The 24,091-nt window shown below is 35.5% G+C and carries 26 protein-coding genes; 1 reads left to right on the forward strand and 25 read right to left on the reverse strand.

All coding sequences use genetic code 11. The features are described 5' to 3' along the window. Positions 1-55 precede the first annotated feature (55 nt). From mfd to metG, 16 genes are all read right to left on the reverse strand, one after another. On the reverse strand, positions 56-3,586 hold the full coding sequence (gene mfd / locus MKO96_RS28440) for a transcription-repair coupling factor (RefSeq protein WP_087979104.1): 3,531 nt from the start codon (positions 3,584-3,586) through the stop codon (positions 56-58). Positions 3,587-3,691: 105 nt separating this feature from the next. After that, positions 3,692-3,916 carry an anti-sigma-F factor Fin family protein gene (locus MKO96_RS28445; protein ID WP_000399441.1) on the reverse strand — a complete coding sequence of 75 codons (225 nt, stop codon included), beginning with the start codon at positions 3,914-3,916 and terminating at the stop codon, positions 3,692-3,694. A 70-nt stretch (positions 3,917-3,986) separates the two neighbouring features. Continuing rightward, complete coding sequence (pth, locus tag MKO96_RS28450) at positions 3,987-4,547, reverse strand: aminoacyl-tRNA hydrolase (RefSeq protein WP_080377450.1); 561 nt, start codon at positions 4,545-4,547, stop codon at positions 3,987-3,989. Between the two features lie 72 nt (positions 4,548-4,619). Further along, positions 4,620-5,573, reverse strand: coding sequence for a ribose-phosphate diphosphokinase (locus MKO96_RS28455; protein ID WP_000107420.1), 954 nt, complete (start codon positions 5,571-5,573; stop codon positions 4,620-4,622). Between the two features lie 18 nt (positions 5,574-5,591). After that, the gene (gene glmU / locus MKO96_RS28460; RefSeq protein ID WP_000071045.1) at positions 5,592-6,971 is read right to left on the reverse strand and encodes a bifunctional UDP-N-acetylglucosamine diphosphorylase/glucosamine-1-phosphate N-acetyltransferase GlmU; all 1,380 of its coding nucleotides are present in this window, start codon (positions 6,969-6,971) and stop codon (positions 5,592-5,594) included. 324 nt (positions 6,972-7,295) lie between these two features. Then, positions 7,296-7,589 carry a septation regulator SpoVG gene (gene spoVG, locus MKO96_RS28465; protein ID WP_000454042.1) on the reverse strand — a complete coding sequence of 98 codons (294 nt, stop codon included), beginning with the start codon at positions 7,587-7,589 and terminating at the stop codon, positions 7,296-7,298. A gap of 152 nt (positions 7,590-7,741) precedes the next feature. Further along, positions 7,742-8,116, reverse strand: a complete 375-nt coding sequence (locus tag MKO96_RS28470; protein ID WP_048562634.1) for a RidA family protein — start codon at positions 8,114-8,116, stop codon at positions 7,742-7,744. Between the two features lie 124 nt (positions 8,117-8,240). Further along, positions 8,241-9,089 carry a pur operon repressor gene (purR, locus tag MKO96_RS28475; RefSeq protein WP_240589297.1) on the reverse strand — a complete coding sequence of 283 codons (849 nt, stop codon included), beginning with the start codon at positions 9,087-9,089 and terminating at the stop codon, positions 8,241-8,243. A 54-nt stretch (positions 9,090-9,143) separates the two neighbouring features. Further along, positions 9,144-10,013 (reverse strand): 4-(cytidine 5'-diphospho)-2-C-methyl-D-erythritol kinase, encoded by an 870-nt coding sequence (ispE, locus tag MKO96_RS28480; RefSeq protein ID WP_000772096.1) that lies wholly within the window; start codon positions 10,011-10,013, stop codon positions 9,144-9,146. A gap of 196 nt (positions 10,014-10,209) precedes the next feature. Then, positions 10,210-10,389: an acid-soluble spore protein SspF gene (gene sspF, locus MKO96_RS28485; protein WP_001985066.1), complete on the reverse strand. Its 180-nt coding sequence runs from the start codon at positions 10,387-10,389 to the stop codon at positions 10,210-10,212. A gap of 91 nt (positions 10,390-10,480) precedes the next feature. Next, positions 10,481-10,741 (reverse strand): biofilm formation stimulator Veg, encoded by a 261-nt coding sequence (gene veg / locus MKO96_RS28490; RefSeq protein WP_000044349.1) that lies wholly within the window; start codon positions 10,739-10,741, stop codon positions 10,481-10,483. A gap of 238 nt (positions 10,742-10,979) precedes the next feature. Then, positions 10,980-11,843 (reverse strand): sporulation peptidase YabG, encoded by an 864-nt coding sequence (yabG, locus tag MKO96_RS28495; RefSeq protein ID WP_087979102.1) that lies wholly within the window; start codon positions 11,841-11,843, stop codon positions 10,980-10,982. 110 nt (positions 11,844-11,953) lie between these two features. Beyond that, positions 11,954-12,832 carry a 16S rRNA (adenine(1518)-N(6)/adenine(1519)-N(6))-dimethyltransferase RsmA gene (gene rsmA / locus MKO96_RS28500; RefSeq protein ID WP_000651555.1) on the reverse strand — a complete coding sequence of 293 codons (879 nt, stop codon included), beginning with the start codon at positions 12,830-12,832 and terminating at the stop codon, positions 11,954-11,956. After that, on the reverse strand, positions 12,829-13,386 hold the full coding sequence (gene rnmV / locus MKO96_RS28505; protein WP_087979101.1) for a ribonuclease M5: 558 nt from the start codon (positions 13,384-13,386) through the stop codon (positions 12,829-12,831). The genes rsmA and rnmV overlap by 4 nt, the downstream gene beginning before the upstream one ends. Before the next feature lie 194 nt (positions 13,387-13,580). After that, positions 13,581-14,348, reverse strand: coding sequence for a TatD family hydrolase (locus MKO96_RS28510; protein ID WP_087979100.1), 768 nt, complete (start codon positions 14,346-14,348; stop codon positions 13,581-13,583). A 165-nt stretch (positions 14,349-14,513) separates the two neighbouring features. Continuing rightward, positions 14,514-16,496 carry a methionine--tRNA ligase gene (gene metG, locus MKO96_RS28515; protein WP_087979099.1) on the reverse strand — a complete coding sequence of 661 codons (1,983 nt, stop codon included), beginning with the start codon at positions 16,494-16,496 and terminating at the stop codon, positions 14,514-14,516. Between the two features lie 520 nt (positions 16,497-17,016). Here metG and MKO96_RS28520 point away from each other — a divergent pair. Then, positions 17,017-17,301 (forward strand): transition state genes transcriptional regulator AbrB, encoded by a 285-nt coding sequence (locus MKO96_RS28520; RefSeq protein WP_000843037.1) that lies wholly within the window; start codon positions 17,017-17,019, stop codon positions 17,299-17,301. A 20-nt stretch (positions 17,302-17,321) separates the two neighbouring features. Here the strand turns inward: MKO96_RS28520 and rsmI are convergent, their stop codons facing one another. The 9 genes from rsmI to MKO96_RS28565 form a co-directional block, all read right to left on the reverse strand. After that, positions 17,322-18,197 (reverse strand): 16S rRNA (cytidine(1402)-2'-O)-methyltransferase, encoded by an 876-nt coding sequence (gene rsmI, locus MKO96_RS28525; protein ID WP_076542778.1) that lies wholly within the window; start codon positions 18,195-18,197, stop codon positions 17,322-17,324. Beyond that, positions 18,166-18,456 carry a GIY-YIG nuclease family protein gene (locus MKO96_RS28530; protein WP_000414343.1) on the reverse strand — a complete coding sequence of 97 codons (291 nt, stop codon included), beginning with the start codon at positions 18,454-18,456 and terminating at the stop codon, positions 18,166-18,168. The genes rsmI and MKO96_RS28530 overlap by 32 nt, the downstream gene beginning before the upstream one ends. Further along, on the reverse strand, positions 18,443-19,183 hold the full coding sequence (locus MKO96_RS28535) for a tRNA1(Val) (adenine(37)-N6)-methyltransferase (protein ID WP_060486369.1): 741 nt from the start codon (positions 19,181-19,183) through the stop codon (positions 18,443-18,445). The genes MKO96_RS28530 and MKO96_RS28535 overlap by 14 nt, the downstream gene beginning before the upstream one ends. A 121-nt stretch (positions 19,184-19,304) precedes the next feature. Continuing rightward, the gene (gene yabA, locus MKO96_RS28540) at positions 19,305-19,658 is read right to left on the reverse strand and encodes a DNA replication initiation control protein YabA (protein WP_000412057.1); all 354 of its coding nucleotides are present in this window, start codon (positions 19,656-19,658) and stop codon (positions 19,305-19,307) included. Between the two features lie 14 nt (positions 19,659-19,672). After that, positions 19,673-20,500 (reverse strand): PSP1 domain-containing protein, encoded by an 828-nt coding sequence (locus tag MKO96_RS28545; protein WP_140386631.1) that lies wholly within the window; start codon positions 20,498-20,500, stop codon positions 19,673-19,675. Positions 20,501-20,505: 5 nt separating this feature from the next. After that, entirely contained in the window at positions 20,506-21,489 is a 984-nt protein-coding gene (holB, locus tag MKO96_RS28550; protein ID WP_240589298.1) for a DNA polymerase III subunit delta', read from the reverse strand. 35 nt (positions 21,490-21,524) lie between these two features. Then, positions 21,525-22,151, reverse strand: a complete 627-nt coding sequence (gene tmk, locus MKO96_RS28555) for a dTMP kinase (protein WP_000677225.1) — start codon at positions 22,149-22,151, stop codon at positions 21,525-21,527. Position 22,152: 1 nt separating this feature from the next. After that, positions 22,153-23,574 carry an aminotransferase class I/II-fold pyridoxal phosphate-dependent enzyme gene (locus MKO96_RS28560; RefSeq protein WP_240589299.1) on the reverse strand — a complete coding sequence of 474 codons (1,422 nt, stop codon included), beginning with the start codon at positions 23,572-23,574 and terminating at the stop codon, positions 22,153-22,155. 72 nt (positions 23,575-23,646) lie between these two features. Then, positions 23,647-23,826, reverse strand: a complete 180-nt coding sequence (locus MKO96_RS28565) for a sigma factor G inhibitor Gin (protein ID WP_064475144.1) — start codon at positions 23,824-23,826, stop codon at positions 23,647-23,649. Between the last annotated feature and the right edge of the window lie 265 nt (positions 23,827-24,091).

Genomic DNA, 24,091 nt, shown 5'->3' on the forward strand with positions numbered 1-24,091 from the left:
AGTATTTTACACATTAGTTCTTCTATGCACGCCGAATTGTATTTTTTATCTTATATTAGGCATTTATGACTTCTTTTTTCACATCTGGTAGGCCTTTTAATAAATTTTCAGCAATTGTTAACCACTTCGATGTCTCTAAGCCATTTGTTTTCATAACGATTTTCAATTGTGACCCTTCCATCCCTAGACCGATCATACGTCCAAAACTATTTCCAAGCATGAATAATTTTCCGCCATCAATATTTTGACTTGCTTGTTCTGAGAACAGAATTGTTACTTCAAATTTATTTTGCTTAATTAACTCAATTTGTTCTTTCATTGCCAATACTTTAATATTTGCAATTTGCAATAAGTAACCAACTTCTTGCGGGTAATCACCAAATCTATCTATCATCTCTTCCTGCAACTCTTCAATATCCTCAATTGCAGAAATACCTCTAAACTGTTTATACATCATAATTTTTTGTTTACTATCTGAAATATAAGCATCTGGTAAATATGCATCTACTTCTAAATCAATTTCAACATTAACTGTATTTTCAACCCCATCTGTTCCTCTACGCTGTTCAATTGCATCTTTTAACATTTGAGAATATAGATCAAATCCGACAGAATCAATAAATCCATGCTGTTCGGCTCCTAACAAGTTACCTGCACCACGAATGGATAAGTCTCTCATCGCAATTTTGAAACCAGATCCAAGCTCTGTAAACTCTTTAATTGCCTGCAGACGCCTCTCTGCAACTTCCGATAACACTTTATCGCGTTTGTATGCAAAGTATGCATACGCGACGCGATTAGAACGTCCAACACGACCACGAAGCTGATACAACTGTGATAATCCCATACGATCTGCATCAAATACAATTAATGTATTTACATTCGGAATATCTACACCCGTCTCAATAATTGTTGTACTTACAAGAACATCATGCTGCCCCTCTAAAAACGATAGCATAACAGACTCTAATTCACCTTCATTCATTTTCCCGTGTGCGTATGTTACACGAGCGTCTGGAACTAACATCGAAATTTCATCTGCTTTTCTTTCAATATCCTCCACACGGTTATATAAGAAGTAAATTTGACCTCCCCTTGCAAGCTCTCGCTCTATCGCTTCTCGCATTAATGCGGGATTATACTCTACTACATACGTTTGGACTGGGAAACGATTTTCTGGTGGTGTCTCAATAACAGATAAGTCACGCACACCAAGCATAGACATATGCAGTGTACGCGGAATCGGAGTTGCCGTTAATGTTAATACGTCAACATTTGCTTTTAATTGTTTAATTTTTTCTTTATGCGTTACACCAAACCTTTGTTCTTCATCAATAATAAGAAGACCTAAATCTTTATAAGTAACATCTTTAGATAAAATACGATGCGTTCCGATTACGATATCTACCGTACCATCTTTTAAGCCTTTAATTGTTTCATTTTGCTGTTTTCTCGTACGGAATCTACTTAATAATCCTATATTGATTGGATAATCTTGAAAACGCTCTCGAATTGTTTCATAGTGTTGTTGTGCAAGGATCGTTGTCGGCACTAAAATTGCAACTTGTTTTTCATCCATAATTGCCTTAAATGCCGCACGGATAGCTACTTCCGTCTTTCCATATCCTACATCACCACAAAGAAGCCTATCCATCGGACGTCCACGTTCCATATCTTTCTTAATCTCTTCAATAGAACGTAATTGATCATCTGTCTCTTGATATGGGAAAGAAGATTCAAATTCTTGTTGTTCTGCCGTATCTGGTGTATATGCATAACCCTTTGAAGCTTCGCGCTCAGCATATAGTTTAATTAGGTCATCCGCAATGTCTTGTACAGATTTTTCAACTTTCGTTTTGACCTTTTTCCAATCATTCCCGCCCAATTTATACACTTTTGGATCCTTACCTTCAGATCCTACATATTTTTGCACTTGATCAATTTGTTCAATTGGAACGTATAACTTATCATTACCTTGATATTTAATATTCAAGTAATCTTTATGAACACCATTAATCTCTAATGTCTCGATACCTAAGAATTTACCTATACCATGATTTACATGAACTACATAATCTCCAACTTTTAATTCCGAATAACTTTTAATACGTTCCGCATTAGATAACTTTTGCTTACGTTGTGATTTTTTAACTTTCTTATGAAAAAGCTCTTTTTCAGTAATGACAACAAGTTTTTGCATCGGCATTTCAAACCCTGCATGTAAATCACCTACAGCAATTTGTAACCTTCCAGGCAATAATATATCTGTGCCTTCTACGATATCAGCCTCAATATCATAATCACTTAAAATATGTTGTAGTTTTTTTACACGTTCATCATCAGTTCCGAGCACAACAGTCGTAAAATGCCCTTCATTCCATCTATCAATTTCAGTTTTCAACAACTGCATCTGCCCATGGAAATCTTGCATTGTTTTACATGTCACATTCACAATGTTTTGCGGATGTGTATGTGCTATATGACGTAAGAATAACGTTAAATATACAAAACTTCTTTTTTTATGGTGAAGAAATTCCTCAAACGAGTGTGAGAAAGATAAATCTTGAATAATTGTTCCCTCACCAAGAAGTGATATATACCATTCCGCCTCTTCCGTTTCAAGATGTGATGCTGTTTCTTGAATACGGGAAATCTCATCTAAAACAACAATACCATCTTCTGGTAAATAATCTATCAGACTAGCAGGTTCGTTATAGAAAATAGATAAATATTTAAACATCTGTTCTATACTTTGCCCGTTTTTTAACATCTCAATTTCATGACTTACCGTCTCAAGCACTGTAGTCTTCAATTTATCATCAGAAAGTTTTTGCATCGTCTTAGTCAAGCCTTCCTCAAGATGCTTAATTCCCGACTTCAATTCTTCCTGTGAAAATAAAAACTCTGTTGCTGGACCAAATCTAACACTTTCTTTTTTATCTTGAGAGCGCTGTTCATCCACATCAAATAATCGAATAGAATCAACTTCTGTGTCGAAAAATTCAATACGAAATGGTAACTCTTCAGTTAATGGATAAATATCTAATATTCCCCCGCGCAAACTGAATTCCCCAGGAGCTTCTACCATTGACTTACGCTCATAACCAATATGATGTAAAGTATGCAAGAATGTATCTAAATCAATCTCTTGCCCTAGACTGATTTCGATTTGCCTTTTCTTCCACAATTCTTTCATTGGTAAAAATCTGCGTAATCCTGCAACTGGTGCTACAATAACTCCATTCTCTCCTGCAGCTAAACGATTCAATACTTCAATACGTTGCGCCTTCAATTCTGGGCTTGCAACACCAATTTCTGATGCTATCAATTCATTTACTGGGTATAACCACACATCTTTTTCACCAAGTAACGCCACTAAATCTTCATGCACTTTTTGTGCTTGATATAAATTATGCGTCACAATAAGTTGTGATTTTTTTGTTTTTTTATATAAGGCCGCCATTAATAACGAACGAGAAGAGGTTGCCATACCTGATACAAGTTGTTCTTTTAAACCATCTTCTAGTCCATTAATAACCGATTGGATCTCTTCATTTTTATAAAATTGCTCTAATAAACCTATCATTTTCAAAACCCCTCTCAACATAAAGAGCAAGCCACTATATTTTATGCAAATATTTTGGAAAAAGAAAACAGAAAAATGCTTTGGACATGCCAAAGCGACAACATTTTATTGCAGAAATTTTTCATATTCATAATACTCAGGATAAGATGCGAGCGTTTCTTGACACGATTCACAAATCGTTTTTATATATATATTTCCATTCTCATGAAAATGAATCATCTCTACTACTTCTTGCTCTGTTAGTTGAAATAAAACGTCGCTATACACTTTTTCTGCAGTAACGGAGCCTACATTACTCCCGCAATGTCTGCAATAATAATACCCTTCCATACTAGCCTCCTAAAAATCCAATTACTACTAGTATGGGTAAAAACAAGACAAAATATTCCCAATCATACTCTTAACTATTGAAGGTATTCATGATTTGAAGAAAGGGTTTATTTAACCATTCTTCACATGCATCCGCTGCTTTTTCAATAGAATGACTCACATCAGGAATTTCTTCCGATGTAAAACGTCCTAATACGTAATCTACTACCTTCATGCCATTTTTCGGACGATCAATTCCCATGCGGATACGTTGAAACTCTTGTGTTCCTAAATGTGAAATTGTTGATTTCACACCATTATGTCCGCCAGCACTACCTTTCATACGAAGGCGTAATTTACCTACAGGGATGTCTAAATCATCGTACAGAACAACGAAGTCCTCAACATCAATTTTATAGTAATCCATGAGTGGTCGAATACTTTCCCCAGATAAATTCATATATGTAAGTGGCTTTAATAAGATTACTTTTTCTCCATTAACAAATCCTGCACCAAATACTCCTTTAAATTTTTGTTCATTCAAAGAAATATTCCAACGCTTTGCAAGTTCATCAATCGCCATAAATCCAATATTATGCCTTGTTAATTCATATTCTCTACCCGGGTTCCCAAGTCCTACTATCAATTTCATTCTTGTACCACTACTTTCTTTTTTCGATACGAAAAGACGTAACCAATCTTGGTTACGTCTCATTCTATCCAATTAATTGAATAATACACTTACAGATTCTTCTTCGTATACACGAATGATTGCTTCTCCGATTAGTGGAGCAACTGAAAGTTCATGTACTTTGTCGATTTTCTTCTCTTCTGGTAATACGATAGAGTTTGTTACAACTAACTCTTTAATATTTGAGTTTTGGATACGCTCAATTGCTGGACCAGATAATACTGGGTGTGTACAGCAAGCATATACTTCAGAAGCACCGTTCTCAACAAGAGCGTTTGCTGCTAATGTAATTGTACCAGCTGTATCAATGATGTCATCAATTAAAATTGCTGTTTTACCTTCAATATTACCGATAATGTTCATTACCTCTGATACGTTCGGACGAGGGCGACGCTTATCAATAATAGCGATTGGTGCTTTTAGACGATCTGCCATTTTTCTAGCACGAGTTACCCCACCGTGGTCAGGTGACACGATTACGATATCTTTAAGACCTTTTGTTTCAAAGTAATCTGAAAGAATCGGTACACCCATTAGGTGGTCGATTGGGATATCAAAGAACCCTTGAATTTGTGGAGCATGTAAATCTAGAGTGATTACACGAGTTGCACCTGCTGTTTCAAGCAAGTTTGCTACAAGTTTCGATGTAATTGGTTCACGAGAACGCGCTTTACGGTCTTGACGCGCATAACCATAGTAAGGAATAACAATATTAATTGTTTTTGCAGATGCACGCTTTAATGCATCGATCATAATAAGTAATTCCATGATATGTTCGTTTACTGGGAAGCTTGTAGATTGAATAATGAATACATCGCAACCACGGATACTTTCTTCAATGTTAATTTGAACTTCTCCATCACTAAAACGATCAACAGAACATTTTCCTAGTCCTACTCCAATGTGCTTTGCAATTTGCTCAGCAAGTTCCTTATTAGAGTTTAAAGAGAATACTTTCAAATTAGAATTTAGATATTGAGTCGACATCTAGATTAACCCTCCACATTATGATTTTTTCTTATTCAGCAATTGATCAACATAGTCTTCTTTGTTAACTTGACGTGCACGTGCTACAGATAATGCTTTTGATGGAACATTCTCTGTAATTGTAGAGCCTGCTGCCACATAAGCACCATCTTCAACTGTTACAGGAGCAACAAGGTTTGAATTACATCCAATAAATACCCCGTTACCAATCACAGTTTTAAATTTATTCTTACCGTCATAGTTCACCGTAATTGAACCACAACCAAGATTCACGTCTTCTCCAACTTGTGCATCCCCGATATAACTTAAGTGTGAAGCTTTACTTCTATTACCGAAAACAGTTTTTTTGATTTCCACGAAGTTTCCAACGCGTACTTCATCTCCAATAACTGAATCTGGGCGAATATGTGCAAATGGACCAACCGATACTTCTGTACCAAGTTTACTATCATGTACAGTAGATTGACGAATTGTCGTACGATCTCCAATTTCACTATCGCGAATTACTGTATGCGGTCCGATTTCACAATCAGAACCAATTACAGTATTCCCCTCAATAATTGTTCCTGGATGAAGAACTGTATCACTACCGATAATTGCATCAGCAGAAATATACGTGTTACTTGGATCAATAATTGTAACACCATTTACCATGTTCTTTCGGTTGATACGGTTTTTCATAATAATTTCCGCTTGCGATAGAGCGACTCTGTCGTTAACACCTAACGTCTCATCGAAGTGCTCTGTTTGATAAGCTGATACGATATGACCTTCATTTTTTAAAATCTCAATAACATCTGGCAGGTAATATTCACCTTGTACGTTATCATTTGAAACTTTAGAAAGTGAGGCGAATAAAGCTTTATTATCAAAACAATACGTACCTGTATTGATTTCTTTAATAGCTAATTCTTTCTCATTTGCATCCTTATGCTCAACAATCTTTTCAACATGACCATTCTCATTACGAACGATACGACCATATCCAGCAGGTTCTTCTATGTAAGCTGTTAGCACCGTTGCCATTGCCCCTGCCTCTTTATGTTGCTGAAGCAACGCTTCCATCGTTTCAGCAGTTATTAGCGGCGTATCACCACAAATAACTAAAGTTGTTCCTTCTTCGTTTGCAAGTACACTTGCAGCTTGATCTACAGCATGTGCTGTACCAAGTTGTTCTGCTTGTAATGCAAACTCACTTACGTTTCCTAGCTGTTCTTGTACCATTTCAGCACCATGTCCTACGACTGTTACAAGTTTCTGCAATCCTAATTGCGTTACTTGATCGACAACATGTTGTACCATAGGTTTTCCACATACAGGATGAAGCACTTTGTATAGCTTAGACTTCATACGTGTGCCTTTGCCTGCAGCTAGAATCACTGCAAATCTGTTTGACATATAGACCCTCCATCGCAACCTATTTATCCATTAACGATATTATCCTAAATCATCATATATTTCAAGAAACACATTTTAACTATTAAATTTTACCATAATTCTTATACGATGTTTTACTCTTTAGTATCTTTTTTAAGAAATAAGCTATACTATTTAAAATGATTTTGAAAAAATTAGAAGTTTTCCTCTTCACTTTAATGAATTCAGAATTTTCTGTACAAAAATAGATAAAACCACAAAAAAAAAACAAACTCCTGTAAATGCTTACAGGAGTTTGTTGCAAAATTATAGGGATTTCTTTAAAAAGCCCTTTTCATTCGAATTTTACGAAGCGCCCGCTTCTTCAAACTCAACCTCTTCTAACTCGCCTAAACGATGATACTCTGTTAAAACCGCATCTTGAATTTTAGAGCGTGTATTAGAATTAATTGGATGTGCAATGTCACGGAATTCTCCATCTGGAGTACGTTTACTTGGCATTGCTACAAATAATCCATTATTACCATCAATTACACGAATATCATGAACAACAAATTCATGGTCTAGAGTAATAGAGGCAATTGCTCTCATGCGGCCTTCTGTGTTTACGCGGCGTAATCTTACGTCAGTCACTTCCATCTTGTGTTCACCACCCTTTTCTAAATAAGCGATATATTTGTATAAATTCCACAAAATTTCTATTTTCCCTTTAATTTTTTAAAAATTTTTAAGATAAAAATTTTTAATGTAATTGAATATAGAGATTAGTGGAGGTTATCGCTTACAAAGAATTACTTAACTAGGGCAATTACTTCGATTTCAACTGAAACATCTTTTGGTAATTTTGCTACTTGTACACAAGAACGAGCTGGCTTATGAGTAGAGAAATAAGAGCTGTATACTTCATTAACAGCATTAAAATCATCCATATCTTTTAAGAATACTGTTGTTTTTACTACTGTATCAAATGAAGCACCTGCTTCTTCTAATACTGCTTGTAAATTTTGAAATACTTGCTCTGTTTGTACTGTCACGTCTCCTGCTACAAGCTCTCCACTTGCAGTTAACGGAATTTGTCCTGAACTGTAAAACATATTATTTACAATAATCCCTTGTGAATATGGTCCAATTGCTTGTGGTGCATTGCTTGTTTGAACAACTTTCATATTTTTTCACCCTTTTATTATTTATTTTTACTCTTTAAAAATAGTGCACGAAAAGCAGTTTGTCCATCTATTTTATAATTTATAAATACAATAAAAAAAAGATAAAGCGATCTGCTTTACCTTTTTACTCAGCCTCTACAAGCCCTTCATCAAATGGTGCCAGTGAATAATTTCCCTTTTCCACTTGAATCGCTTTTTCTTTCACATCAACTTCTGAAAGACGAATTAATGATACAAAATTATTAATTAGTCTTTCTTCAATATCCGTGGATTCTACTAATACACCAATACCAACAACATTAGCCTTAAACTCTTCTAACATACTCATCATACCTTGAATTGTCCCGCCAGCTTTCATGAAGTCATCAATAATTAAAACATTTGATCCCTCTGGAAGGCTACGCTTTGCTAACGTCATTGTTTGAATTCGCTTAGAAGAACCTGATACATAGTTAATACTAACAGTTGGGCCTTCTGTTACCTTATTATCTTTCCTTGCAATTACTACCGGTACATCTAAGTAATTTGCCACCGCATAAGCAAGTGGAATCCCCTTCGTTGCCACCGTCATAACCGCATCAATTGATTGCCTAGCAAAAACAGAAGCAAACAAACGACCTGCGCCATTAATATGGCGAGGATTACTTAAAAGATCTGTCATATATAAGTAACCACCAGGCAAAATACGACCTGGATTTTCAAATAAGCTACAAAGCTCACCAATAATTAGATCTGCCTCTTCCTCACTTATATATGGTATATATTTCACTCCTCCTGCTGCTCCTGGTACCGTTTGCAATGTGCCGACCCCTTGTTGTTCAAACGTTTGCTTAATAATAACTAAATCTTCACTAATGGAAGACTTAGCTGATTGATACCTTTCAGCAAAAAAAGTGAGAGAAACTAGCTGACGAGGGTTTTGTAACAAGTAATACGTCATATCGACTAATCTTGTACTTCGTCTAATTTTCATACTCTCACCTCAAATCACGAATATTCTAAACAAATCATAACGTATTATACGTCTTTATTCAAGCGTTTCTCGCTCTCCTAATAAACGTACTGCGTATACTTGTTCACAAAATCCTTTTAATCCGTTATATATACGATGCATTCGCGAATCATGGTGCACAAGACCAAATACGGTTGGGCCACTTCCACTCATTAATACAGCATCCGCCCCAAATCGCTTCATCTGTGCCTTAATACGTGCAACTTCAGGATGCATCGCAAACGTTACATCTTCTAAAACATTACCAACAGTATCACAGATCCCTTTGTAGTCCCCAGCATTTATGACGTTAACCATTTTATCTACATTTGGATGTGTAACTCGATTTAACTTTAAATTTCCATACACATCAGCAGTAGATACACCAATATGGGGTTTTGCTAAAATAACCCAACAAGAAGGCGGAGTTTTTATGTGCTCAATTTGCTCTCCTCTTCCTGTGGCAATTGCTGTCCCACCATATACACAAAATGATACATCTGATCCGATTTTTGCGCCAAGCTCTGCTAACTGATCAATTGTAAGCCCTAAATTCCATAATTTATTAAGGCCACGTAATGTCGCTGCTGCATCACTACTTCCACCTGCTAATCCAGCTGCTACTGGAATCGTTTTTTCAATAGTAATAGATACGCCTTTTTTCACATTAAACTTCTCTTTTAATAATTTCGCTGCTTGATAAGCTAAATTTCTTTGGTCGTCTGGGACATACCGATTATGGGATAAAATTTCAATACGGTCTTCTGCTAATTCCATTAGTTCTAAACGATCCGCTAAATCAATTGTTGTCATAATCATTTTCACTTCATGATATCCGTCTTGTCTTTTTCCCAGTACATCTAACGACAGATTAATCTTTGCTGGTGCTTTCACTAGTAGCTTCAATCTATTCACCCACTCTATGTACTCAATCTTTTATCGTTTATTTTACCATAAATTTATAGTAAGACGATGACACTTCCCTAATTATAACGAAAAGCATTCAGAATGAAACTACTTATGTAAAATGATGGCACCTTTTCGAGTACAAAAAGCCGAGGAATCACTCCTCGGCTACCGTAGCATAGAAAGTATCTTACAACTACTGGTTTTGTTTCATTAATTGCTGTTCTGCAATTTCTATAGCACGTTTCACCATGTTACCAGCATCTTTCGCACGAATTCCGCCCCAGCCTTCTTTCTGAACAACATCATAAAAGCCTAGCTCTTTTGCAAGCTCTTCTTTAAATTGATTTGACATGACACCTCTTCGTCTACTCAATGCAGAGTCCCTCCTTATTTTGCTACGGTATAATTAGTATGCAAAATAATATAGCTTTTCATTTGTGGGAATATATGTAACGATACATGAATTATAAAATCACTTCATTATGAGGTTCACCATAAAATGTTAACTCTACTGTCTCTGTTAAAACATCCGCATAGCTATACGATACACGTTGCAACGCATCTTCTTGCTGATCCAATTGTACAACAAAAACAGAACGGTACGTTTCTGCAAGTACACCTGATTGTTCTACTGTTTTTCTTCTCCCACTATTTGCCTTTAACATCAGTCTCTGTCCAAGATGGTGATCTAATTCGCTTTTAATTTCATCTAAACGTTTTGACATATACTTCGCTACACCTCGCTGTAATTTAGATTGAACACTTAAAACACGATATATCTATCCCAATTATTAACCGCAACTTACAGACAATATCATTATAAAAGCATCATGCGTTCAAATAGATAGAAGAAATACTATATTGTAAAAGTATCATTATGTAGTCTGCGCGTTCTTGTCTCTTTTTATCCAAGCTGATTTAAATCCTTTCCATACAAAAAAGCAAGATACATATGTACCTTGCTTATTCTTCATAATGTTGAAAGGGTAATCCAGTTCGTAAAATCCCCCTCGTCTCAATCCCGCCAAGTCCCTTTTCGCCGGTAATCGTATTACGTACAACATCCCATACATTTACTCTTTCCATAAATGACGTAAAACTAATTTTTCCAACCACATATACAGGATCTAGTGCGTGAATATTAATTCTAGATGGTGAACTAGCAAAATTAGCACCTGCTCGAATTAATGCTTCAAAGTGTGATTGGCATGCCCCGGCAAAAATAACGAGTTGATCCAATGATGGATATTTTTTTCTCACTTCTCTAACAGCCTGTACAAAATGCCTTGAATGCCTATATGCTGCTAAATCTCCCTTTACCCCTTTTGATTTGGTATATGCATCGTGACCCGTAATAACTAAAATATCCGGACGAAAATGATCTATTAAATCTACTACCTTTTCATGCATCTCTGTTTCTTTACAATGAATACCTTGTACAGGAACACCAATTTTATTATATAAGTCTAAGCACTTGCGCAAATATAACGGGTCTCCATCTATATGCAATACACGTCCTGGCATTTGAAAATAATTCACCTCACTTGTATATCCACCTGTTGAAGTGTGTTCATGCCTTTGTTTCATTAATACATAATCTTGTTGAAACAAACGATACGTACGCTCCATCGTTTCTTTCTCACGCTTCGCTCTTTTTTTATGTTCTCGTTGGTCTATACTAACTAAATCTTCAAGTGGCGCATCGGCCACCAGTCTAATTTCCTCTCCAAATAATATAGCTATCTCGCCTTTTATTTCTATAATACGAAAAAGGATATCCCTATTATGAGAATATCGTTCCACTAATTCTCCAACATGTAAAGCCATTCTCCTACCTCCAAACTCGTTAGGCCATCTTACCTGTTTTTAAAGTATGAATGTAAGAGAGGAAAGGTGACAAAAGGGACAGTTCAAGTTGAACTGTCCCTTTTCTATTCTTATGACAATTTATGAAGAACTAATGCATTACTTAATGTTGCAAACTCCTCGATAGATAGCGTTTCGCCTCTTCGTTTTGGATCAATTCCTACTTCTGTTAAAATTCGATCCAACAGCTCTTTATCTTTCGGGAAACCATTTAAATTATTTGATAAATTATTCATTAAAGTTTTACGACGCTGTGCAAAACTTGCTCGTACTACTTCAAAGAAGAATGTCTCATCTGTTACTTCTACAACTGGTTTCGGGCGCTTTAGGAGACGAATAATCGCAGAATCAACATTTGGTTGTGGCACAAACACTGTACGCGGTACAGTCATAACTGTTTCTACCTCTGTATAATACTGAATAGCAATGGATAAAGAACCATACTCTTTCGTTCCAGGTTTAGCAGCTAAACGATCTCCAACTTCTTTTTGCATCATAACAACAAATCCACGAACCGGTAATTTCTCTTCCAACAATTTAAATAAAATTGGCGTTGTAATATAGTACGGTAAGTTCGCTACTACCATTACATCTTGCCCTTCCTCAAATTGCTCACTAAACACCTCATGTACATCTGCCTTTAGTACGTCTTTATTTATAACTGTAACGTTGCTATATGGAGCTAGCGTCTCATCTAAAATCGGTAATAACCTCTGATCAATTTCAAAAGCTACTACTTTTTTAGCACGCTTCGCTAATTGTTCTGTTAACGCACCGATACCTGGCCCAATTTCAATTGCACCACTTTCTGAACCAATTTCAGCGTGATCAACAATACGATTTAATACGTTCGTATCAATTAAAAAATTTTGTCCTAAACTTTTTTTGAATGAAAATCCGTACTTTTCAACAATGTCTTTCGTACGATTTGGCGTTGCGATATCCTTCATTTTCTTTCCTCCTGTACGACTTGCTTATAAGCTTCTGCAAATGCTTCTTTTGAAACTTGAAACATTTGTAATCGTTTATGTAACTGTTTTGCGTTTGTATAACCAATCTTTAATAGCTTACCCATTCTTTCTCTGCGACTCTTTGCCATTTCTCCGCCCACTAAACCTGCATCGACTAGATCGCTCCAACTAATTTCACTTGTGTAAGCTTCCATTTCTTCATGTATATTCTCTAAAGCACGGCGAATTGATTCATTAGAAGCATGTTCAATTCCGACACCCTTTTTCCTTTTGGCAAGTGCTTCTTCCTTCGGTAAAAAGGCATGCTTACATCCAGGCACCTTATCAGAAATAATTTTTCGAATACGCTCTCCAGGATAATCCGGATCTGTGAAAATAATAACGCCCCGTTTTTGCAGCGCTAATTTAACTTGCTCAATAACATGATCACCGATTGCTGAACCGTTCGTTTCAATTGTATCCGCATCAACAGCACGCTTAATCGCAACTGTATCATCTTTACCTTCTACAACGATAATCTCTTTAATTTTCATGCTTGCCTCCACACTCGTTTCGTCTCTACTTAGTAAAACAAAAAAATGACGACTTTTCCATTATTATTTTCCCCATTCTTACATTTTAAAAAATAGAATGGCCAAAACTTTGTTCTCTCTTCTTATTGTAACACTTCCTCATTCGCCCTTATTTTTTCACAAAAATAAAAAAGAATGGGTTCTCCCACTCCTTTTTATTCAACACCAAATAAAGCTTTTGCATTTTTTGTTGTTATTTCTGCTACTTCCTCATAAGAAATTCCTTTTAAATTCGCAATTTCTTCTGCTACAAGTTTTACATAACTCGGTTCATTTCGTTTTCCTCGAAATGGATGTGGTGTTAAATATGGACAATCCGTCTCTATTAACAATTTCTCTAATGGAATCTCCGTGGCAACTTCTTTCGGTTTCTTAGCATTTTTAAATGTAACTGGGCCGCCTAACGAAATTAAAAAGTTCATATCAACACATCGCTCTGCTACTTCTACGCTGCCACTAAAACAATGCATAATGCCTCCCACTTCAGCTGCATTCTCTTCTTCTAGAATATCAACAATATCTTGAGTTGCATCGCGGTTATGTATAATAATCGGCAATTTCACCTTTTTGGCTAATGCAATTTGTTTACGGAATACTTCCTTCTGTATTTCTTTTGGAGACTTATCCCAATGATAATCTAATCCCATCTCTCCAAGTGCAACGACTTTAGGATGAGAAGCAAGTTCTTCTAACCAAGCTAGATGTTCTTCTGTCATGTCGATTGCATCAACTGGATGCCATCCAACCGCAGCGTAAATAAAATCATAAGTTTCAGCTAATTCAATCGCCTTTTTTATCGTTACTTCATCAAAACCAACAACAACTGTATAGGTAACCCCCGCTTCTTTCATTCGTGCAATAACCTCTTGCAAATCTTCTTCAAATTGCTCTGCATTCAAATGTGAATGTGTATCAAACAACATAATACATAACTCCTTTTATATTGAAATCAAGTTTATTCTAAAAAATAAGCTCTTTAATAACTTAACGATAACAATACTATAATTTTAATGCAAAAATAGAGAATGTAAAAAGAAAAAAGATGCTTCACACATGTTACACGTGAAACATCTCTTTTCTTGTCTTAATTACTTGATTTTCGTACCATTTGGTAGATTTTGGTCGATTGATGCTAATGACAACACGCCATTCTCTTCACCCGCTAAAATCATACCTTGTGATAATTCACCGCGTAATTTTACAGGTTTTAAGTTTGTTACGCAAATAACCTTTTTACCTTTTAGGTCTTCCGGCGAATAGAATTTTGCAATTCCTGAAACAACTTGACGCTTTTCTGTACCTAAATCCAGCTGAATTTTTAACAACTTATCTGCTTTTTTCACAGGTTCAGCTGATAGTACTTCAGCTACGCGTAATTCTACTTTAAAGAAATCATCAATTGTAATTTCTTCTGCTTTCGGCTCTTCTTCTTTTTTCTCTTCTACTTTAGGAGCAGAACTTTTCATTTGTTCTTTAATGTACCCTACTTCTACTTCCATTTCTAAACGAGGGAAAATCGGGTTTCCTTTTTCTACTTTTGTTCCAGCTGGAATACAGCCAATTGTAGATAGGCTTTCCCAAGATTTATGTGCCTCTTCAGTAAGTCCAAGCTGAGCAAACATCTTATTTGGTGCTACTGTTAGGAACGGCATAAGCATAATACCTGTTTGACGAAGTACTTCTGCTAAGTGAGCCATTACAGAAGCTAATTTTTCACGATCATTCTCATCTTTCGCTAATACCCACGGTTGTGTTTCATCAATATATTTATTTGCACGGCTAACCAATTGCCAAATTGAGCTTAGCGCTACAGAGAATTCCATATTCTCCATTGCTTCTTCTACTTTTTTCAATGTATCTTTTGCAAACGTTACTAACGTTTCATCAAATTCCGTTACATTCGCTTTAAATGCAGGGATTTCTCCGTTAAAGTACTTATCAATCATAGCTACTGTACGATTTAACAAGTTACCTAAGTCATTTGCTAAATCAAAATTAATGCGCTCCACAAATCCTTCTGGTGTGAATACGCCATCAGATCCGAATGGAACTTCACGAAGTAGGTAATAACGTAATGCATCTAATCCGTAACGATCGATTAATGTAACTGGATCTACTACGTTTCCTTTTGACTTACTCATCTTTCCATCCTTCATTAAAATCCAACCATGAGCAAAGATTTTTTTCGGAAGAGGTAAATCTAATGCCATTAAAATGATTGGCCAATAAATTGTATGGAAACGAACGATTTCTTTTCCAACTAAATGCACATCAGCTGGCCAGAATTTTTTATACATCTCTTCATTTTCTGTTCCATAACCTAATGCTGTAATGTAGTTAGATAATGCGTCAACCCATACGTAAATAACGTGTTTCGGGTTACCTGGAACACGAACTCCCCAGTCAAATGAAGTACGAGAAACAGCTAAATCTTCTAAGCCTGGTTTAATGAAGTTATTAATCATCTCATTCTTACGAGACTCTGGTTGAATGAAATGTGGATTATCTTCATAGAATTTTAATAGTCTGTCGACATATTTACCCATTCTAAAGAAATACGATTCTTCACGAACAAGTTCTACATCATGACCACTATCTGGGCTTTTTCCTCCAACTACTTTGTCACCTTCCATAATTGGATCTACTAATTGATGCTCTGTATAGAATGTCTCATCTTGTACAGAATACCAACCTTCATATTCATCAAGATAAATATCACCTTGATCTACTAGTTGCTTGAAGATTTTTTCAACAACATCTTTATGACGATCTTCAGTTGTACGAATAAAATCATCATAAGAGATATCCATCTTCTCCCAGAGCTCTTTAATTCCTGCAACAATGTTATCCACATATGCTTGTGGTGTAACATTTAATTCTTCTGCTTTCTTTTGGATCTTCTGTCCATGCTCATCAGTTCCTGTTAAATAATGAACATTGTATCCTTGCATACGCTTATATCGTGCCATCGCATCTCCTGCTACGGTTGTATAAGCATGTCCAATGTGTAATTTTCCACTTGGATAATAAATTGGGGTAGTAATATAAAAGGACTTATTTTCCTTTGTCATTGTTTTGGACCTCCCGGATAACCTCATATGTATTTATAAACAGTATATCAAAAACTTATATATAAAGTGAAACTTTAATCTGTGAGGGTTTTGTTCACTCCCGCGAATTATTAGCCCGCACCAATCGGGCTTTTACGAGTAGCCCAACGCCCACTTAACTTCTTTGCTCCAGCCAAATTTTGAAGTGGGAATCTTACTGCTTGTTAACGCAGGATAAAAAACGAATTAATGCCTGGTATCTTTATCATCTATTACTCATATTTCAAGAAAATATACAATCCTTACTTACAATATATAAATTTTTCTGAAAATAAAGTGAAATAATAGTAGAAATTACTCTCATTCTATTATATATAAGAAGTAAGAAATCTATAAATCTTTTTAAAAAATATAGAATTAAAGAATTGACGGAAATGTAAATGATTGGTATCATATGTCCATAGGGTATTTTGTCGAAAAATGACGAATCTAGAAAATAGACTCGAAACTTATAAACTATTTCTTTAGGAGGAAAAGAATTATGAAATCTACTGGTATCGTTCGTAAAGTTGATGAATTAGGTCGTGTAGTAATTCCAATCGAATTACGCCGTACTTTAGGTATTGCAGAAAAGGATGCTCTTGAAATCTACGTTGATGACGAGAAAATCATCTTAAAAAAATATAAGCCAAACATGACTTGTCAAGTAACTGGTGAAGTATCTGATGGTAACCTATCTTTAGCTGAAGGTAAAATTATCTTAAGTAAAGAAGGCGCTGAGCAAGTCTTAAACGAACTTCAAGATTATATCGAAACAGCAAAATAAGCTTCTCAATTATGAGAAGCTTATTTTTTATCGACATGATAGATTTGATATACATCGCGTTTCGACAAATCTCGATCTTTAGCGACTGTTTTTATAGCTTCTTTTGAATTCATACCTTTTTCGTTTATATAGTGTTCAATATGATTATATACTGAAATAGATTCCCACCATTGTTCTTCTGGGGCAGGTTCTTCCGTTGAACCAGCTACTAAAATACAAAACTCGCCACGAACTTCATTTTGTTTCGTCCACTCAATTGCTTCTTCGATTGTTCCTCGAATAAATTCCTCGAATTTTTTCGTTAACTCTCGACATAATACAATTTCTCTATTTCCCAACACTTCTTGCATTGAGATTAAAGTATCATCTAAACGATGAGGCGCTTCATAAAACATCATTGTAGTTTGTACATAACGAAGCTTCTCTAACTCCATTTTTCTTTCTTTTTTATTTCTTTGTAAAAATCCGTAGAAATAAAACTGTTTTGTTTCAAGGCCTGATGCAATTAATGCTGTAAGGGCCGCATTTGCCCCAGGAAGCGGGATAACATGATACTGTTCCGCTACAGCCTCTACAACAATATCGTAACCTGGATCGGAAATACACGGCATACCAGCATCACTAACAAGTGCTACTGTCTTTCCTTCGTCTAACTTCCCTAATATTTTCTTCCCGCTTACTTCCTTATTATGCTCATGGTAACTCATAACAGGTGTTTCAATTTCGAAGTAATTACAAAGTTTTTTCGTTTGTCTCGTATCTTCAGCAGCAATTAAATCAGCTTCTTTTAAAATTCGGATTGCACGAAATGTCATATCTTCTAAATTTCCAATAGGAGTTGGTACTAAATATAAAACTCCCTTTTCATTTTGTTGAAAGCTTTTTTGTTGCCACATAGCGTTCTCCTTTTTGCATGTATTCTTCTTTTTGTTTTCTATTTAACTGCTTAAAATAATACTCTGCTTGCATAGCTGTACGCTTATCTTCATGAAATTCTATGTATTTTAAAACAACAGGAAGTCTAGCACGCGTATACCTAGCCCCTTTTCCACTATTATGGGTCTGAATCCGCTTCTCTATATGATTTGTATATCCAGCATAATAACTTCCGTCAGAGCACTCTACTACATAAAAACAATGCTTATTCTTCTCCATATAAAATTGAACGAATCTCCTTTGTATATTCATTATTTTCTTCATATACAAAAAGAGGGGGCAATATTTTCAAATCTGCGTTTCCATCCTTAATTCCTTCAATTAACAATGTATTCGCTTCTTTCCCTGCCTTAGGATAAACAAATCTTACACGCTTTGGTTCAATCTTGTATTTACGCATTAATGTAACAATATCTAGTAAACGACCTGGACGATGTACAAATGCTACTTTCCCACCTTGCTTTACTAACTGACTACTTGCAGATACAACATCCTCTAATGTACACATAATTTCATGACGAGCTATCGCTAAATGTTCATTCATATTTTTCTCAGAAGTTGCAGGTGTTTGAAAATAAGGGGGATTACATGTGACAACATCATATTGATGACGTCCAAGTTTCTCCGGCATATCTTTCAAATCCCCATGTATTAAGTGAATTCTTTCTTCTAACTTATTGTATTGAACGCTTCTGATTCCCATATCATATAAACGTTCTTGAATTTCTACACCTGTAATATTTCCCTTTGTTCTTGTACTTAATAAAAGGGGGACGACTGCGTTACCTGTACACAGATCAAGTACATTACCTTTTTGAATTGGCACCCAAGCAAAGTCTGCAAGTAAAACAGCATCTAACGAGAAATTGAATACTGATGGGCTTTGTACAATCTTCATATCTTGCGCTAATAAGTAATCTAAACGTTCATCTTCATATAAATTCATATGTTACTCCTTTTCTTACACTTAACCTACCCTATTTCATCTTCTACTAATAAAAAAACATATTTCATTCTACTCTCATGTATAAAAAATTACCTTTCCAATTATAATTGGAAAGGTAATTTCACTTTTTATTTAAAAATGACAGGCAGAATAAACAATCTCCCTCTTTACGTACACTTCCATAATGCAGATTACAAATATGAAAACCTTCTTGATATAGCCTTGCTAAATTATCATAGCCTTCGCCAATATCAGTTGTCTTCGGCTTCACTTCTTTACGTTTTTGAGTTTTTTGTTTTTCCTTAATCTGCACTTCTTCAAAGCGGTGTCGCAAATTTTCATTTTCCATTTTTATATGTTGGTTCTCTTCCAACAACTCTGCAAGATGTTGTTTTAATTCTCCCAACTGTTTGTATAAATGTCCAATTTGCTCTTCCATACTAGAAACCGATGCAAAAATATCTTTTTTCTCCACAAGCACCCACCTCATTAATCTGTGGTTTGACTCGAAACGACCCCTTTATTCACTAACTCATCTAACGTATATTCTACTATCCGTTCCTTGTCTACTAGTTCCACTTGAATTAATCTTTCTAAAATATTTAATCCGATAACACGGCCAGTACCATTCGGGGTTTGTATACGTTGATCTAAATCAGGAAGTTGTTCCTTTGCTGCCTCATATTCATCATTCTCATATTTTAAGCAACACATTAAGCGACCACATAAACCAGAGATTTTTGCAGGATTTAATGATAAATTTTGATCCTTTGCCATCTTAATGGATACAGGTTCAAAATCTCCTAAAAAAGTAGAACAACAAAGCATACGACCACACGGACCAATACCACCAAGCATCTTCGCTTCATCACGAACACCAATTTGTCTTAGTTCAATTCTTGTCCTAAAAATTGCCGCTAAGTCCTTCACTAGTTCGCGGAAATCAATCCGACCATCCGCAGTAAAGTAGAAAATAATCTTATTGCGATCGAACGTATACTCTACATCTACAAGTTTCATATCAAGATTATGCTCTACTACCTTTTGCTGACAAACTTGATATGCTTCTTTCGCAGCATATTTGTTCTCTTCAACAATGGTACGATCATTTTCATTTGCAATACGAATAACCTTTTTTAGCGGTAATACAACGTCGTTTTCATCAACTTGCTTTTTGGTAATAACTACTTTTCCGTACTCAATACCTCTTACTGTTTCTACAATTACAAACTCATTTTCAGAGATATCGAACTGATTCGGATCGAAGTAATACACCTTTCCGGCCTTCTTAAAGCGAACACCTACTACATCATACAAAACGGTCATCCCTCCTGCAACCGCAACACTAACTGTTCGAACACAAGCTGCGCATTTACATTAGCGTTGATTCTATTTTTTGCCTCTAATATATTAAAGAGAGCTGATACAATGCGCTTCTGAGCATAGGAGAAAGATTCAAACATCTCTTTCTGCTCATGAAAAACAAGACGATCTTCTTCTCCAAGTTGAACATATAATAAATCCTTATAAATAAGGAGCAACATATCTAAACCTTGCTGTAATTGTTCTTTCTCTCCAAAGTGTTTTCCCCATTTTTCTTGTACAAAAAAAATAGAGGCTTTATCCTTTTCGAGCGCTTCACATAATTTTATCACTAAAGCTCGTGCTTGTGCAAACCATTCATCACTACATAAAGCTAAAGCTTCATCAAAACTATTCGTGAGTTGCGCAGCAAGTGTCGATAAAGATGCCGTAATACCTTCATCCTGTAATCTTCTAATTAAAGATTCCGTAGGTAACGGTCTAAATGTAACAACTTGACAGCGAGATAAAATCGTATTTAAAATTTGATGACTTTGTTCAGTAAGTAGAATAGCTGTTGTATCACTACTTGGTTCTTCTAAAAATTTTAAAAGTGTATTCGCTGCATTTGCTGTCATACGATCTGCGTGCTCAATAATATATACTTTTTTATTTGCTTCTAATCCTGTTTTTGAAAACTCTTCTTGTAAATCATGAATTTGCTGCTTCTTAATAGATAATCCGTCTGGTTTTACAATATGTAAGTTAGGGTGGTTACCTGAATCAATTCGCTTACAATTTGTACATACATGACAAGGCTCTACCCCATTCCGCCCAAAACAAAGGAAACTCTTTGCCATTTGAATTGCCGTTGCAAACTTTCCAGTCCCTTTCCCTCCCTCTAACAAGTAAGCGTGGGATATACGCTCTTTTACAATGCTATTCATCAACATTTTTACACCGATGGGTTGTATAGCAGAAAGCTGCTCCCACGTCTTCGTCATAATGCATACCTCACTTATTTCATTCTTTCCTTCTATTATAACAATTTATCTTCTATAATCTGAACAACTTCTTCTATAAGTTTTTCCATTGGTTGATCAGCATTTACCAATACAATACGATCTGAGAAACGTTCTACAACTTGTAAATATCCTTCACGGACACGTTTATGGAAAGAGATATCTTCCATATCTAATCGATTCACTTCACGTCCTGCATCTTTTTCAATGCGAGCTAAACCAATCTCTGGTTCAATGTCTAGGTAAATCGTTAAACTAGGCATACAGTCCTCTGTTGCGAAACGATTTATTTCAAATACTTTATCCATACCTAACCCTCTTGCATATCCTTGATACGCTAAAGAGCTATCTATAAAACGATCACATAATACAAGGTAGTCCTCGTTAAGTGCCGGCATAACCTTTTCCACCAAATGTTGTCTACGTGCAGCTGCATACAGAAGCGCCTCTGTACGTGCTTCCATCATCGTATATTCTTGTTTATGTAAAATTGTTCTAATATCCTCTGAAATTGCAATACCACCTGGTTCTCTCGTCGCCATTACCTTTTGTTCTTTTTGTTCAAAGTACGGCAATAAACTTTTAATTAACGTTGTTTTACCCGAACCTTCTGGACCTTCAATTGTTACAAATAATCCCTTCATTCTAAAACCTACTTTCTATATCATACACTTGCATATATTTCGTGCTACCTTGAAAACGAGCGCCCGATTGCTCTAAATACATAATTTGCTCTTTATGTTCTGAAGTAATTCTTTCCCCATACATAATCAATGGAATTCCAGGTGGGTACGGAATTACCATTTCTGCCGCTATCATCCCAACTGCTTCTTCTGCAGATACTACTTTTGTTTCATACCCTTCCAGTTGTTTATATGTATACGGTAAAGGAGAGAATTCTCCCTTATAAGTATAACGAATAGATTCCTTCTTGTCTTTCACCTCATAATATTGCAATGCCCCTCGGATCATCTCTATAGCCTTCATATACTCCTTATTTATTTGCAAGGGCAAAATAAATAGGACATTATATGGATCCGCCATTTCTGTATATATACCGACCTTTTCAAATACAGACTGTAATTCGTATCCTGATAACTGACAACGTGTCTGTACAGTAACCTTTAACTCATCTTGTAATGGATACTGTAAAATAGCTATTTGTGGAATAGAACACAATTCATCTTTAAATCCCCGTAAAAACTCGACAATTTCATCATGTCCATTTTCTTTTATACGTGCTATTGTAAAGCGTGCAATATCAAGAGAAGTCATAATTGGATACGATGGACTACTAGATTGTAGCATACTTAAATAGGTAGAAACTTTCTCTTCTTTCACTAAGCAACTATTTATATGTAAATAGGACCCCATTGTCATCGCGGGTAATGTTTTATGTGCAGAATGAACTACAATATCTGCACCATATGCTAATGCTGATTTTGGAAATGCCCCTCCTAAACAAAAATGGGCTCCATGTGCTTCATCTACTAAAACGGGGATTTTATGTGCATGTGCATAAGCAATGCTTGCCTCTAGATCCATCCCCATACCATAATAATTAGGATGCGTTAAAATGAGTGCTTTAGCATTTGGATATTTTTTAATTGCTTCCTTAATAATTTCAACATGAATTCCCACCGGTACATTATAAGCTTCATCAATCCATGGATCTAAAAAAATTGGATTTGCGCCCGCTAATTTTAAACCATTAATAATTGATTTATGACAATTTCTTTGTACAAGAACAATATCATGTTCCCTACAACAAGACAAAATCATTGCTAGGTTCCCTACTGTTGAACCATTAATTAAAAAATAACTTTTTTTCACTCCATATACATCAGCTAATAACTGTTGTGCCTCATCTATACATTCAAACGGACTATGTAAATCATCTAACCCTGACAACTCAGTTACATCGATAGATAGTATATCTTTAAACTCCCCTACAGCTTCCTGAGGGAAGTTTAAACCATTTTTATGACCTGGAACATGAAAGGATAACGGCCCTCTTTCTTTAAACTCTGTTAATGCCTCATATAAAGGTATGCGATTTTGATTCATCTATATCTCTTCCTTATTATTTCATTCTTCCTCTATTATACAGAACAAAAAAAATAATAGGCATATGCCTATTTAAAAATATGATACTTCTAATTTCCGAAGCTGTTTTAAATAATATATATACTTCGGATCATTTGTCTCCGTATTCACCATATCCTTTTCACATTCATAACATATTAAATTATTATAAACATATATCCCTTCTTTTCTTTCTGTCTCACAAACAATACAAACTTCATTTTGTACTTTCATAACCTTCCCTCCCTATTTAAATGGACATATTTTATACTTCTATTCCTTAACAATTTACAGAAAAATATACATCCATCTCTTATATAATATGATTAACCCTTGGGTAACGTGTTTGTATTACCATTACTTCTTTTTTCGTACTGTTTGAAAACACAAAAAAACACAAGTCAAAAGACTTGTGTTTTTAATTGCTTGGCGACGTCCTACTCTCACAGGGACAAGGTCCCAACTACCATCGGCGCTAGAGAGCTTAACTTCCGTGTTC

Origin of the sequence: Bacillus sp. ES1-5 (assembly GCF_022487605.1) — a bacterium.
Lineage (GTDB): Bacteria > Bacillota > Bacilli > Bacillales > Bacillaceae_G > Bacillus_A > Bacillus_A wiedmannii.

Coding starts and splice junctions, on each gene's coding strand:
- MKO96_RS28520 (WP_000843037.1), top strand. CDS start 17,017: ATGAAATCTACTGGTATCGTTCGTAAAGTTGATGAATTAGGTCGTGTA.
- rsmI (WP_076542778.1), bottom strand. CDS start 18,197: ATGTGGCAACAAAAAAGCTTTCAACAAAATGAAAAGGGAGTTTTATAT.
- veg (WP_000044349.1), bottom strand. CDS start 10,741: ATGTCAAAACGTTTAGATGAAATTAAAAGCGAATTAGATCACCATCTT.
- MKO96_RS28560 (WP_240589299.1), bottom strand. CDS start 23,574: ATGAATCAAAATCGCATACCTTTATATGAGGCATTAACAGAGTTTAAA.
- tmk (WP_000677225.1), bottom strand. CDS start 22,151: ATGAAGGGATTATTTGTAACAATTGAAGGTCCAGAAGGTTCGGGTAAA.
- holB (WP_240589298.1), bottom strand. CDS start 21,489: ATGACGAAGACGTGGGAGCAGCTTTCTGCTATACAACCCATCGGTGTA.
- MKO96_RS28510 (WP_087979100.1), bottom strand. CDS start 14,348: ATGTTGTTTGATACACATTCACATTTGAATGCAGAGCAATTTGAAGAA.
- metG (WP_087979099.1), bottom strand. CDS start 16,496: ATGACAAAGGAAAATAAGTCCTTTTATATTACTACCCCAATTTATTAT.
- MKO96_RS28455 (WP_000107420.1), bottom strand. CDS start 5,573: ATGTCGACTCAATATCTAAATTCTAATTTGAAAGTATTCTCTTTAAAC.
- pth (WP_080377450.1), bottom strand. CDS start 4,547: ATGAAATTGATAGTAGGACTTGGGAACCCGGGTAGAGAATATGAATTA.
- spoVG (WP_000454042.1), bottom strand. CDS start 7,589: ATGGAAGTGACTGACGTAAGATTACGCCGCGTAAACACAGAAGGCCGC.
- rsmA (WP_000651555.1), bottom strand. CDS start 12,832: ATGAAGGATATCGCAACGCCAAATCGTACGAAAGACATTGTTGAAAAG.
- MKO96_RS28565 (WP_064475144.1), bottom strand. CDS start 23,826: ATGAAAGTACAAAATGAAGTTTGTATTGTTTGTGAGACAGAAAGAAAA.
- purR (WP_240589297.1), bottom strand. CDS start 9,089: ATGAAAATTAGACGAAGTACAAGATTAGTCGATATGACGTATTACTTG.
- MKO96_RS28445 (WP_000399441.1), bottom strand. CDS start 3,916: ATGGAAGGGTATTATTATTGCAGACATTGCGGGAGTAATGTAGGCTCC.
- rnmV (WP_087979101.1), bottom strand. CDS start 13,386: ATGAAAATTAAAGAGATTATCGTTGTAGAAGGTAAAGATGATACAGTT.
- MKO96_RS28535 (WP_060486369.1), bottom strand. CDS start 19,183: ATGAATTTATATGAAGATGAACGTTTAGATTACTTATTAGCGCAAGAT.
- mfd (WP_087979104.1), bottom strand. CDS start 3,586: ATGATAGGTTTATTAGAGCAATTTTATAAAAATGAAGAGATCCAATCG.
- MKO96_RS28470 (WP_048562634.1), bottom strand. CDS start 8,116: ATGAAAGTTGTTCAAACAAGCAATGCACCACAAGCAATTGGACCATAT.
- MKO96_RS28530 (WP_000414343.1), bottom strand. CDS start 18,456: ATGGAGAAGAATAAGCATTGTTTTTATGTAGTAGAGTGCTCTGACGGA.
- yabG (WP_087979102.1), bottom strand. CDS start 11,843: ATGGCTTTACATGTTGGAGAATTAGTGGAACGATATTCTCATAATAGG.
- glmU (WP_000071045.1), bottom strand. CDS start 6,971: ATGTCAAACAGATTTGCAGTGATTCTAGCTGCAGGCAAAGGCACACGT.